We start from the raw sequence: 13,224 nt of genomic DNA, 5'->3' as shown, positions 1-13,224 counted from the left end.
CCTTTTTACAGTTTTTTTTATTTTCCTCTTGCAATATTGAAGTATATATATTACATTATTGTTAATATATGTGGAATATATTTGGTTTTGTTTTGTAGCATTAAAGACCATAAAGATTTAGAGTGGAGTTATCTACTCATACACAATACCATGTATCGTGACATTGGGTAGGTAACATCGTTTGTTCGATAGATAAGCGTTTATTTTGAAGAACAAGCAAAAAATCAGGCACAGATCAAGATGCTCGTTGCATCTCTGTGCCTGATACATCAACATAAGTAGCAATATGGAATTTGCAATTGCAACCAAAGCAGTTCAAACTTCAAATAAATTTTTTTATTTTTCTCTTGCAAAAATGTATAATATAAAATACTATATTAATAATTAATGTTTACTATATATATCAAACTTATAAATAATTGAGTGTATATTAAAAGTATAAACATTTTAGGCAAAAGCCTGCAGAACTAATAAAGTAAGTATCCTAGTAAACATAGTTGATATGTATTTAAAGAAACAACATACACCTTAGATTAGCAACTTGACGTACACCTTAGATTAGCAACTTGACGTACACCTTAGATTAGCAACTTGACGTACACCCTAGAAGAGCAACTTGACGTACACCCTAGATTAGCAGCTTGACGTACAACCTAGAAGAGCAACTTGACGTACACCTTAGAAGAGCAACCTGACGTACATCTTAGATTAGCAGCTTGACGTACACCTTAGAAGAGCAACTTGACGTACACCTTAGAAGAGCAACTTGACGTACACCTTAGAAGAGCAACTTGACGTACATCTTAGATTAGCAGCTTGACGTACACCTTAGAAGAGCAACTTGACGTACACCTTAGAAGAGCAACTTGACGTACACCTTAGATTAGCAACTTGACGTACACCTTAGATTAGCAACTTGACGTACACCCTAGAAGAGCAACTTGACGTACACCTTAGATTAGCAACTTGACGTACACCCTAGAAGAGCAACTTGACGTACACCCTAGATTAGCAGCTTGACGTACAACCTAGAAGAGCAACTTGACGTACACCTTAGAAGAGCAACTTGACGTACACCTTAGAAGAGCAACTTGACGCACACCCTAGATTAGCAGCTTGACGTACAACCTAGAAGAGCAACTTGACGTACACCTTAGAAGAGCAACTTGACGTACACCTTAGAAGAGCAACTTGACGTACACCTTAGAAGAGCAACTTGACGTACATCTTAGATTAGCAGCTTGACGTACACCTTAGAAGAGCAACTTGACGTACACCTTAGATTAGCAACTTGACGTACAACCTAGAAGAGCAACTTGACGTACACCTTAGAAGAGCAACTTGACGTACACTCTAGATTAGCAACTTGACGTACAACCTAGAAGAGCAACTTGACGTACACCTTAGAAGAGCAACTTGACGTACACTCTAGATTAGCAACTTAACGTACACCTAGATTAGCAGCTTGACGTACACCCTAAAAGAGACATACCCAAAAATCAGACACGGAATCCGATGTAACAAACATCATATTCTGTGTCTGCTTACTAAACTCAACGAATCCAGCTTGGCCAATCCCACACACAAAAACAAATCGTACAAATGCAAATTTTTTTTATTTTCCCCTTGCAATAATGAATTATATATATTACATTATAATTAATATATGTGGAATATATTTGGTTTTGTTTTGTAGCATTAAAGACCATAAAGATTTAGAGTGGAGCTGTTTGCCTCACTATGATTCAAATATGTATCATAATTCCAGGCAAACAGCATCGCTTGTTCGACAATCAGATCCGTCTTTGAAGAACAAGCTAAAAACTCAGGCGCAGAGCAAGATGCTCGTTGCATCTCTGCGCCTGCCTCCCCCCCAAAAGCATATGTAAAATAAATCCCACAAAATCACATGAAATCTGACCTCACTCAAAAGTCCAAATTTCCCTGAATACGTCTACTTTACTACCTTAGAGAAGGCAATGCACTTAGGCACACCACAACAATTTCAATTTCTTTTATTTTTCCCTTGCAATATTGACGTTTATATATTACATTATCATTAATATATGTGGAATATATTTGGTTTTGTTTTGTAGCATTAAAGAACACAAAGATTTAGAGTGGAGTTATTTGCCCTACTGCAACATCGTTATACATCATGACACCGGGCAAATAACATCGCTTGTTCGACAATCAGATATCTAATTTGAAGAACAAGCTAAAAACTCAGGCGCAGATCAAGATGCTTGTTGCATCTCTGCGCCTGCCTCCCCAAAAGCATATGTAAAATAAATCCCACAAAATCACGCAAACTCTAACCTCCCCAAAAAACCCAAATTGCCTTGAATGCCCTTATTTTACTTTCTCATAACAAGTAACACACATAAACACCGCACTAATTTCATTTTTTTTTATTTTCCCCTTGCAATACTGACGTTTATATATTACATTATTATTAATATATGTGGAATATATTTGGTTTTGTTTTGTAGCATTAAAGACCATAAAGATTTAGAGTGGAGTTATTTGCCCTACTGCAACATTGTTATACATCATGACACCGGGCAAATAACATCGCTTGTTCAGCAACTTGATATTCATCTTTGAAGAACAAGCTAAAAATCAGACACAGAACGAGATGCCCGGCATCGAAGTCTGTGTCTGGCCCTTAAGTAACATTCAATTCTAAAAAGCGGTAGAATAAAGTCAACACAATAAGCTCATTATCCAAATAGGCCAGCGAGACATCTCGCTGGCTGTTTTTATTTACCTTAAAGATATAAAATTACACACAATTCAGAGTTATTTTGTTGATCTCATTTTTGTAAACTGATAGACTCTTTTCTTCCAATATATTACATATACACCAAGCACCTAACTGCTAGCTGTAAGCCACGGAAATAAACCCTGCCACTCATTTCGAAACAGCTACAAAATCATACATATTTTCTCGAAGTGAGTTGTGAGCAAGCAAGGTACTTGATTTTAAACTTTGCATAAAAGACATTTTGCTTTGGAGATCAGAATATCAAATGACGAAACAAGCCTTAGGTAAACATATACTCGTAGAATTTTATAATTGCCCATGTGAAATCCTCAACGACGTAGTACGCATAGAAAAATGTATGCTGCGTGCGGCAAAAGAAGCAGAAGCCACTATCATAAACTCTGCATTCCACCACTTTTCTCCTTTTGGCGTCTCTGGAGTTGTTGTTATCCAAGAAAGTCATCTTGCAATACATACTTGGCCAGAGTACGGCTATGTCGCACTAGATATATTTACATGTGGAGAAAGTGTAGATCCATGGACAGCTTATGATGTTTTGATTAAAGATCTCGAAGCAGAACACGGATCGGCAATGCAAATATCACGTGGTCAACTACAGCTACTTACAAAACAAAGTAATGTACCGAGTCAGCAACAAATTTTAGAACAGCGCTCAAAACATATAAGAAATATTTGGTTTACTGAGCGAGGTGAAAATATGAGTGTATCTTTTCGCCACAGCGGAGACGTTGTTTTTCGCGAAAAGTCTAAATACCAAAAGGTAGAGGTTTACGACACGTATGCATACGGCAAAATGCTCACAATCGACGGATTGGTCATGTGTACAGAGAAAGATGAACATGGCTACCACGAAATGATTACCCATGTGCCGATGCTAACACATCCCAACCCAAAAAATGTGTTGGTAATAGGTGGAGGTGATGGCGGGACTATTCGTGAGGTAACACGCTATAAAAATTTGGAAAAGGTCACTCTTGTTGAAATAGACCAAGTGGTGATAGATGCGGCGAAAAAACATCTCCCAACAATATCAAGTGCCTTTAATCATCCTAAGTTAGAGTTACACGTTGCAGATGGTATCGAATTTGTTCGTTCTGCTCCTACTGGGGCGTACGATATTATCATCGTCGACTCCAGTGAACCGTGTGGTCCATCAGAGGGCTTATTTACCGAAGAATTTTACCGCAACGCATACAATGCCCTTAATGACGATGGAATACTTGTAACTCAAAGCGAATCACCGCGCTTTAATGCTCCGGTTTTTTGCGAAATGTACGATTGCTACAAAAAAATCTTTGGAGCTCATAAAGTTCACTGTTACCTCGCCTTTATACCTACATATAACTCTGGCATGTGGAGCTTCTCTTTTAGCAGCAAAGGCGAAATCCATCCATTACAAAACTTCAAAGAAGAACAATATAATGAACTTGTTCGTAACAACGACCTACAATACTATAACAAAGAGATTCACCAAGCAGCTTTTGCATTGCCTAACTTCGTTCGTAAAATGTTAAAAATTTCTCCATAACATAGAAGATGCAACCATGGCCAAAACACACGAGTGGGGAATTAGTGACTCGGAAAATCTTTTTTCTATAAAAGAATGGGGTGACGGTTACTTTACCGTTAACAAAAAAGGACATATTGCAGTATGCCCCAAAGGAAACTGTTCTCCAGACATAGACCTAATTGATGTTATCAATGAATTACAAGCGTCACATAGCAATATTTTTCCCATTGCTATCCGCTTTACCGACATACTACGCAACCAGACACAACGTTTACGAAAAAGTTTCCAGGAAACTATTCGTGCATCACAATATCAGGGTAAATATTTTGGAGTTTACCCCATTAAAGTAAACCAATTGTGTGGAGTGGTCGAAGAAATTGCAAACGCCAAATGCCAAATGGGCCTAGAAGCTGGTTCTAAAGCAGAGCTATTAGCTATTCTATCTACTTCGACAACAGAGAACACAGTTACCATTCTCAATGGTTATAAAAACGAAGACTATATGAAAATGGCCTTCATCGGTTCTAGACTAAAAGACAACCTAACGGTAGTAATTGAAAAACTTTCTGAAATTCACTTATTTCTGAAATTAGCTCGTGAACACACAGCGATTCCCTCCCTAGGCGTAAGAGTCAAACTCACAACGGAATCTTCGGGAAAGTGGAGAGACAGCAGCGGATTCAATTCGAAGTTTGGTCTAGTGACTAGCGAAATTTTAATGTTAATCGATTTATTACGCGAGGAACAACTACTACATAAACTGAAACTCATTCATTTTCACTTAGGTTCGCAAATACCGAATATTCATACATTAAAAGAGTCGATTATCGAGGGAGCACGTGTATACAGCCATCTCAAAAAGCTATGCCCACAACTCGAATATATAAACACCGGTGGTGGTCTAGGTATAGATTATGATGGTTCCGCAACGGCGAGTAATTCCTCGCGAAATTACAAACTCAAAGAGTATACCGACAACATCGTACAAGGTATCATGCAAATTTGCGATGAAGAAAATGTTGCGCATCCACATATTATTACAGAAAATGGAAGAGCTTTAACCGCGCATCACTCATGTATAGTGACCAACATAGTCAACCAAATCCAAACAGATCTCAATTTTGACCTAAGTATAGAAGAAGAGGAAAATGCTCTTTTGCAAAACATAAGAGATGTACTTACAAATATAAAGCAAAACTATCGCGTACAGCTTTTACACGATGCAACCAATCTATATCAACATTCCCTACAAGCTTTTAAAATGGGTATATTATCTATTACCGAGCGTGCCAAAATCGAGGTCATTTATTTAAAAATTCTTCAAGAAGTATCACTACAAAATGCTTTACAGAAAGCCAATAAAAATTTGCCTCTATATCTTTCTTCGCACTACATTTGTAACTTCTCCGTATTTCAATCAGTAATAGATCACTGGGCAATAGAGCAACTCATTCCGATAGTTCCTATTCAAAGGTTACAAGAGCGCCCCACAAACTATTCGATGCTTGCCGACATTACATGCGACAGCGATGGTAAAATAAAAAAGTACGTAACCAAAAATAGCAATAAAAACCATATACCGTTACACGATATTACCAACAAAGAAAAATATCTACTGGGGATATTCTTAACTGGTGCCTACCAAGATGTTATGGGAGACAACCACAATTTGTTAGGGCGTATCAATCAGGTATATATTTCTCACGACGAAACAGCAGAAAAAAATTTTCGTATAGATCGTTATGTAAAGGGGAGTAGTGTAAAAGATCTACTAAAAGTAATGCACTATGACACCAAGAGTTTAAGACAAAAACTCTGTGAGAAAATTTCGCAAAAATACCGCGACTCTTCTCACCTACAAGACTACTTGAATTTTTGTTCCACTTACTTAGAGGATTCGACTTACATATGAATGAACACCACGAAAAACCCCAATTCAGTAGACTACACTTTATGGGATCACAAGCATCAGAACAACAAGCGCAGTGGTACATAGTTGGTATACCTTACGATGGTACTTGCAGTTACAGACCAGGTTCACGCTTTGCGGCAAACGCAATTCGCGAAGCGTCCTGGGGACTAGAAATGTACTCTCCACAACAAAACGCCTCACTAGAAAACGTATCATACTACGACAAAGGTGACATAGAGCTTCCTTTTGGTAATTGTGCACGTACTCTAACACTTATTCACAGCGCCACACAACAAACTCTACAGCAACAAAAAAAGTGGCTAGGAATTGGTGGAGAGCATCTAGTTACCTTACCCACAGTGCAAGCATACGCGAAACATTTTCCGCAGCTTGCCGTAGTACAGATAGACGCTCATGCCGACTTGCGCAGCGAATATATACAAGAACCTTTATCACATGCTTGCGTCATGCATCACATCAGTAAAATAGTCTCGCCACAGAACATAACACAAATAGGTATTCGTTCTGGAACAGCAGAAGAGTGGCAGTGGATGCACAAACATAACAGCCTATTTACCTGCAAAGATACATTGCAACAACGTCTGGATTTATGGAAAGACATTCCCATTTTTCTTACCATAGACCTTGATGTATTCTCCCCGGGCATTTTTCCAGGAACAGGAACTCCCGAACCAGGTGGCTTTACGTGGAATGAATTTATGGAGTGGTTGCTACAACTGCGTAATCTGAACATTGTAGGTGTCGATGTTGTTGAATTAGCACCTCACTACGATACAAGTGGAATATCGAATATTCTCGCGGCCAAAGTCATTCGAGAGGTATTGTTGATGGTATCTTAATTAGCAAACGCCAAAACAATCTTCACCACTTAACGAAAACTGTTTTAGCCAAAACTACTAGGGCGTGTCATCAATTAACGAATTACACAAATACTAGATAAAACATACTCCTGGTGTCATCCCGCACTTGATGCGGGATCCACGAATAAAATTAGAAAAGCTTAAAAAATAAGGAATTCTTATTTCTAAAAATATTTCTTTTTATTTTTGATGTTTCTATTTATTAACTTGGATCCCTGCTTTCGCAGGGATGACACGAGAACGGAACAAATTTTCTAATTGATGACAGCCCCTAGCCATTCCAAAAATGCCAAATCCAATCAAGTCTTCCCCAGCCTGCCCTGGAGAAATACGGTAGGTGCGGTAAATTTTTTTGCCATACATCGATGCTTATATCACCTATGCATACCGATAGCCATTTTAAATTAGGCAACTGTTTAACATAGTTTACCACCTCTAATCTTAAGGGAATATCCGCTAAATCGAGATGTGTTAAAGAGGGAAATTTTGCTAGAGCAACATAATCGTCAAAATCAGAGTCGGCCAAATTTAAAAATTTCAAATTCGCCAAAGCAGGTAAATCTGCCAAATCTTTGACTTTGGTCTCATTGAGAAATAGACTTTGTAGGTTGTGCAAATTTCGTAAATGTTTTAGCCCACGACTTGTGACATTTGTTCTACCCAAGTTGAGAATTTGTAAGCTAGAGTAATCTTTTAAAAATTCAATATTGCGGTCGGAACATGCCGTATTGGATAAATCCAATTTAAGCAGCTGTGAAAACTGCATTCTAGCAAAATCATCACTAAAAACGTAAGCGGGAACCCCTCGCAAATCTAGAGATTGAAGATTATCAACACGCAATAACATTTCAATATTTTCCACTTGCATATTTTCTAGACTCAATTCGACAAGGCTATCTACACTGGTTAAAGATTCAATGTCTATTTCCCCACCACACAGAAGAAGCCGTTTTATGTGACAATCCCGCAATGTACTTTTGGGCACATAGTTGGTATTGATTTCGATAAAATGACATTTATGAAAAGTGCTATTGCGAAAATTTGATGTTAAGATGTGAAAGTTACAACAAGTGAATTCGCAATTTTCAATATACTGAATCATCAGTGACTCATCGCGAAAGCTGCAGTGCTCAAAAATGCAATCCATCACTTTGGTGACAGCTCGGTCAATAAATACCGCACAATTTATATAGTGGGTATTATTTTCAAGCCAGGAAATGTTTTGACGACGTACTTTTTTATTTACTTGCATGGCAATTATTTTAGTAAAGGGATTCGTAAGATTTTCATACACAAGTTGTGTTTATAAGGGCTAAGTAGTGAATGAATACGCCGGGATAACATACCCTAAAGAAAAACCTAAAATAAACCAATGATTTTTTTTAGAGATTATGGTATCTTAGAAGTATATGTAGGACAAATTTTAGCAAAATTTTTCATACATGTAAAGTTTTTAGGGTGTTGTGCGCCTTAAGAGAACGAAAAATTTCTTTGAAAAGTGTGGTTGAGATGGAATATATTTTTGTTTGTTTAATGCTACTTGCTTTTATATACTTCGTTATTTTTTCCGGACGCGGAAAAGATAAACCACGTAATCCCTACGACGCATTTGCCATGACAGGTATTGGCCGTGGTGGTGGAAATGGCGTTTTTCGCTCTCGTAAAATAAAAAATAATAAAAAACGTCGGGAATTTTACATAACAGGTGAAGTTGCTGGCGCTGTTTTAGGTGAAAAATCTGAACCTGAATTTGAAGTAAAACCCGTAACAGAACCATATAAAAAGAAGACGCCTGGCGAAAATAAAGATACAGATAACCAACCAAATAAACACTACAAAATACCAATAGAAAAACAAAAAGACGAGCAGCAAGTAGATTCGCTGGAAATAGAAGATCAAGAATCTGAAAAAATCGTACGTGAAATATTAGCGCCCTTTCAAGAGGACTCCAAAAAAGAAATCGACTCGTTTGTTCCTCCACAGCACAAAAACAATATCGATAAAGATCTTGTAGATGCTCTAGAACAAGTCCATTTAGAGGAAGAATTACAACGCAAGAAAACCGATAATGATTTTTTTGGAAAAAAGAAACGAAAGTCGTCTACCGACCGTTATTTTCCGAAAGGAGAATCTATGATCGATGCGAACAAAGAAAAAGAGCAAGATATATTGGCTTCGCTGGGAATTGACGATTTATTAAAGGAAGTAAATCAAATAAAAGAAATGTACAATGGCGGCCTCCCTCCAAAATCGGAACCTTCAACTAACCCATCATCTGCCGAGCATTACGAGGAAATAAATTCCAAAATATTCCAGAAAAAAGTAAATGATGTACTTAGTCAGCTACCTAATATTGAAGATCTAAAGGGAAACGAGCTACCCAAAATAAAAGCCGAAAAACTGTGGACGAGAAAAAGAAGTTATGAACGCTCGCAAGCTGTAGATGAGTGGCGTGCAAAACTTGGTTTAAAAAACTTTGATGACGTTTGATGCTAAGTAAGGAACACACTATGCCTTTGTTGCTAAGAGGCAAACTAAAAGATACGTTGGAGATACTATGGGATTTTCCTTGTGAAAAGATGATGGTATGTTCTAAAGACAATGAAGTTTTATACTCTTCAGATGTAACATCGCAAAATAAACTGAACATCCGCCTTGCCGATTTAGACTTTTCGCAAATTAGCGCAAAAGAATTAGATATTATTGCCGTTGCTTCTGATGTGATTTCACAACCAATTCGAATTCAAAAATGCCCACATGATGATTGTGATTTATGGGGACATGTCAAAGATGATGGGTACTGCAAGCACTGTGGACGACGCGTAAAAAAACACCAATACACCACCGGTTTTCCCAAACTTGGAATTAGTTGTATAAATGTTACTCTTGCCGATGGAGAACAAATCTCACTGTGGAAATCGAAAGAACAACATGAGCACGATAATTCGGTGTATTCCATAGGCCAGTACCAAGCGTCTGACGGGCAAAGAAAAGATGTCGATATTCTGGAAGAACAATTTTCAGAAAACACAAATGCCAAATTTTTACAACTATACAAAATTTTAGAAAACAGCGATCTCCTCGGCGAATACTGGCAGCCACCGCTTGTTAGCTTCCAAAAAGAATTCAATCGTATACTATGGATTTACCATAAACTTAAGAAAAGTGAGTTTCCTAGCATTTCCGCTTACGATTACATCACCTCAAAAGTGAATGAACCGTTGACAACAAAAGATATTCTGGGAATAGGAATTCAACTTTGTATTATCGCACGCAAAATACATTCTTACAAACAATACTGGTGTAGTTTGCGTTTAGCAGACCTCATTCTGCAAAGAAAACCAAAAAGTAAGTACCCCATATCTATTTACTTACGCTCACGAGATATAAGTTGGCAAGAGAATCCATCACCCAAACTGGTAGACAATAGTTTAATTCCCTGGGAATTGTATTGGGATGACTCTTCAGGACGTAAAATAAGTCAGGCTTCCGAAGTTTATATCATTGCCGCCGCTTTATACTTACTGAAAGCAAAATCTCCCAACCTTCTTCACTATAACGCCATATCGTATCACTGTGGTTTACCAAGTCTAAAGCTTTTTAAAGGTGACACACCATTGTCACCAGAGAAAAATGAACAAGATAAATACTTCGAGTCTATTATAAATCAAGCTCTCGTTGCTCATCCTGACGAACGTGGTTATCAAAACATAAAAGATTTCCAAGCTGTTCTCGAATCGCTATATCGTTCCACCCCCAGTGAAAACTGCGGAAAATTTCAACTTGAAATAGGCAGTGACCTTGATGTGGGAGATGCGAAACACACGAGTGACTTTACTCAAAATCAAGATTCTTTGTTTGTCACTCATTATACACTCATGCAACAAGGATGGGGACTATTTGTTCTTTGTGACGGGATTTCCACCTGTAGTTTTGGTTCAGGTGCAGAAGCAAGTAAAATTGTTACTGATACATTTAGAGAGTGGTGGGCCGAAAGTAACGAAGAACGGCGTAAAGAAGTGTGTACATACGCCAGCCACAACCACCAACAAGGCTGCAAATTTTTAAACGAACTTGTCGACAGTGCCAATGCGAAAATTAGAAAAAAAGTCATTCAACACGCAGGTGAAGTAGATTTTTCATCGATTATGGGCAGTACGGTAACCGCAGGGTTAATCCACGACGACTTTGTACTTTTTTCTTGGGTGGGAGACAGTCCCATATTTCGTTTTAGCAAGTATGGTTGGGAAAGACTCAACTTCGAAGATAACGAACGCAATATAAAGCTACTGTTAGGTAGACCCTTAGAAGAAGCGTTTGTCGATGGTGGTAGCGCTATTACACGATGTATAGGAGCCAATTACTACAATAAAGACCACGTAGACATGCATTTCGACTACACATACTTAAGTGCAAACGAAAGTATACTGATCTGCTCTGATGGAATTCCCGATTATATAGAACCAGAGTCCGATCTATCCTTACAAGAAAACTACCGTATGATGAGGCTAGCCTCTATTTTTTCATCTTACAATAGTGATTCCCTTGTCAACTCGAAAGCACTTTCTAGTATTTTAATTTCGAGTGCAAACCGCATTAGCGGTGGGAAAGACAATTTATCCGCCATTGTGTTACGTACTTTGCCGAAAACGTTCCATCCCAAAGTAGAGTCTTACAATAGACTTCGACTATTATCTTTTGTACGACAAAAGAAACTTCAAAGAGCAAACGCCGATGAAACGGCAAAAGTAACACGTAGGCTGTCTATTACCCAAGATATAGATTGAGGAGTTGTAGATGTTAGATGCAGAAAGCATTTTTAGTTTCAAGTGTGCCATAGAGCAAGTATATCTCCGCAGTGATGCGCCAGATCCGTTAGAAAAAGATATTCTCATTGAAGCATATCTACAAGATGAATTACGTGTAAAGCCTGAATTACTTTGCAATACACATTTTATATTGATGTTAGATATTAGCGGATCAATGGATGATATTCTGGAAGAAAATAAAACAAAATTAGAAGCGGTAGTACAAGCAGCGTGCCATGTAATTGACCAGCTACAAGACCAAGATCTTATTTCCATTATTACGTTTACCACAGAAGAAAAACTCTTTTGTTGGGCTGAACCAGTGAGCAATAAAGGAAAACTGCGCAATAAGATAACGGAAATTTATGAATACCCTCGTGGTTCAACAAATCTTTTTCCCGCGTTAAAACTAGCCAAGCAAAAACTACAACGCATGAAAACTAGTGCACAAAATGTTGCCACGAAGCTTCTTATTTTAACAGACGGTATGATCCACGATGTGGAAAGTTGTGAACCAGAAGCACGACATTTTCACGAGCAAGGCATAGATATAGATACTTTGGGTATTGGCGCAGATTTCCGCGGTGAAGAAATGGAACTCTTAACCAGTGGTTTCATGGAAAAACTAGAGAATGCCGCACAAACAATGGCTGTATTTGAACGTAGTTTGCGTATCTTACAAAATACAGTTGCCACAAAAGTAAAAGTAGAGCTAGAAACAACTCATGGAGTTGAAATCAGAGGCATCGCCAAGATTTCCCCGGACATAAAAATGGTCAACTACCAATCGAACACGATTTCTTTCGAAAATGTAGATCGCAATCGTCGTTACGCTGCGGTAGTAAGGACATTAATCGACCCAGGACTCATTGGGGAAAAAGCGATTATGACAGCTACCTTAGGTTTCGATGTACCAAAGCAAAATATTTTTGATGAAGTGATCGAAAGAATTGTAGTCGTCAACTTCACAAGTGACCAAGCACGGCTTTCCGAACCACCAAATAGCGAGGTAATTCATGCCTCGACGTACTACACAATTGCGATTCGCGCCCAGGAAATTCAAGATAATTGCGAAAACAAAGATTTAATTATGCGTAACCTGAAACTCATCATCAACCGACTGAAAAAGATAGGTGACTTGGAAACAATGGCAAGGTGGGAAGCCGTTAGAGATAGCTACATAAGTAAAGGACAATTTTCACTGGAAGAGTACAATAGTGTTGCCGTTTCAAAATCAAAAACAAGTGCCGCATATTCGGCTTTACCACCACCGGACATCTTAGATGAACATTATGACGACGAACTGGCTTGGTAGGCAACCGTAT

The 13,224-nt window shown here is 38.2% G+C and carries 8 protein-coding genes; 6 read left to right on the top strand and 2 right to left on the bottom strand.

Annotation, left to right across the window (positions count from 1 at the left end):
• Positions 1–1,698: 1,698 nt before the first annotated feature.
• Positions 1,699–1,854 carry a hypothetical protein gene (locus UABAM_RS33630; protein WP_173013701.1) on the bottom strand — a complete coding sequence of 52 codons (156 nt, stop codon included), beginning with the start codon at positions 1,852–1,854 and terminating at the stop codon, positions 1,699–1,701.
• Between the two features lie 1,178 nt (positions 1,855–3,032).
• On the opposite strand from UABAM_RS33630, the gene speE reads away from it, so the two are divergent.
• The 3 genes from speE to speB are packed head-to-tail and all read left to right on the top strand — an operon-like array spanning position 3,033 to position 7,070.
• On the top strand, positions 3,033–4,316 hold the full coding sequence (speE, locus tag UABAM_RS32140; protein WP_151972264.1) for a polyamine aminopropyltransferase: 1,284 nt from the start codon (positions 3,033–3,035) through the stop codon (positions 4,314–4,316).
• A 16-nt stretch (positions 4,317–4,332) separates the two neighbouring features.
• Entirely contained in the window at positions 4,333–6,210 is a 1,878-nt protein-coding gene (gene speA, locus UABAM_RS32135; RefSeq protein WP_151972262.1) for a biosynthetic arginine decarboxylase, read from the top strand.
• Positions 6,207–7,070, top strand: coding sequence for an agmatinase (gene speB / locus UABAM_RS32130; protein ID WP_151972260.1), 864 nt, complete (start codon positions 6,207–6,209; stop codon positions 7,068–7,070). Before speA ends, speB begins: the two co-directional genes overlap by 4 nt.
• A 292-nt stretch (positions 7,071–7,362) precedes the next feature.
• Here the strand turns inward: speB and UABAM_RS32125 are convergent, their stop codons facing one another.
• Positions 7,363–8,343: a leucine-rich repeat domain-containing protein gene (locus tag UABAM_RS32125; protein WP_151972258.1), complete on the bottom strand. Its 981-nt coding sequence runs from the start codon at positions 8,341–8,343 to the stop codon at positions 7,363–7,365.
• A 257-nt stretch (positions 8,344–8,600) separates the two neighbouring features.
• On the opposite strand from UABAM_RS32125, the gene UABAM_RS32120 reads away from it, so the two are divergent.
• Genes UABAM_RS32120 through UABAM_RS32110 form a run of 3 tightly spaced genes read left to right on the top strand, consistent with a single transcriptional unit; the run spans position 8,601 to position 13,214 of the window.
• Complete coding sequence (locus UABAM_RS32120; RefSeq protein WP_151972256.1) at positions 8,601–9,581, top strand: hypothetical protein; 981 nt, start codon at positions 8,601–8,603, stop codon at positions 9,579–9,581.
• A gap of 20 nt (positions 9,582–9,601) precedes the next feature.
• Positions 9,602–11,878 (top strand): PP2C family protein-serine/threonine phosphatase, encoded by a 2,277-nt coding sequence (locus UABAM_RS32115; RefSeq protein WP_173013700.1) that lies wholly within the window; start codon positions 9,602–9,604, stop codon positions 11,876–11,878.
• A gap of 10 nt (positions 11,879–11,888) precedes the next feature.
• A complete protein-coding gene (locus UABAM_RS32110; RefSeq protein ID WP_151972252.1) occupies positions 11,889–13,214 on the top strand; it encodes a vWA domain-containing protein in 1,326 nt (441 codons plus the stop codon).
• Positions 13,215–13,224 lie beyond the last annotated feature (10 nt).

It is taken from the genome of Candidatus Uabimicrobium amorphum (genome assembly GCF_009002475.1).
Classification (GTDB): Bacteria; Planctomycetota; Uabimicrobiia; order Uabimicrobiales; family Uabimicrobiaceae; genus Uabimicrobium; species Uabimicrobium amorphum.
This window is presented reverse-complemented; position numbering and strand designations above follow the sequence as displayed.

Coding starts and splice junctions, on each gene's coding strand:
- speB (WP_151972260.1), top strand. CDS start 6,207: ATGAATGAACACCACGAAAAACCCCAATTCAGTAGACTACACTTTATG.
- UABAM_RS32115 (WP_173013700.1), top strand. CDS start 9,602: ATGCCTTTGTTGCTAAGAGGCAAACTAAAAGATACGTTGGAGATACTA.
- speE (WP_151972264.1), top strand. CDS start 3,033: ATGACGAAACAAGCCTTAGGTAAACATATACTCGTAGAATTTTATAAT.
- speA (WP_151972262.1), top strand. CDS start 4,333: ATGGCCAAAACACACGAGTGGGGAATTAGTGACTCGGAAAATCTTTTT.
- UABAM_RS32110 (WP_151972252.1), top strand. CDS start 11,889: ATGTTAGATGCAGAAAGCATTTTTAGTTTCAAGTGTGCCATAGAGCAA.
- UABAM_RS32120 (WP_151972256.1), top strand. CDS start 8,601: ATGGAATATATTTTTGTTTGTTTAATGCTACTTGCTTTTATATACTTC.
- UABAM_RS32125 (WP_151972258.1), bottom strand. CDS start 8,343: ATGCAAGTAAATAAAAAAGTACGTCGTCAAAACATTTCCTGGCTTGAA.
- UABAM_RS33630 (WP_173013701.1), bottom strand. CDS start 1,854: ATGCAACGAGCATCTTGCTCTGCGCCTGAGTTTTTAGCTTGTTCTTCA.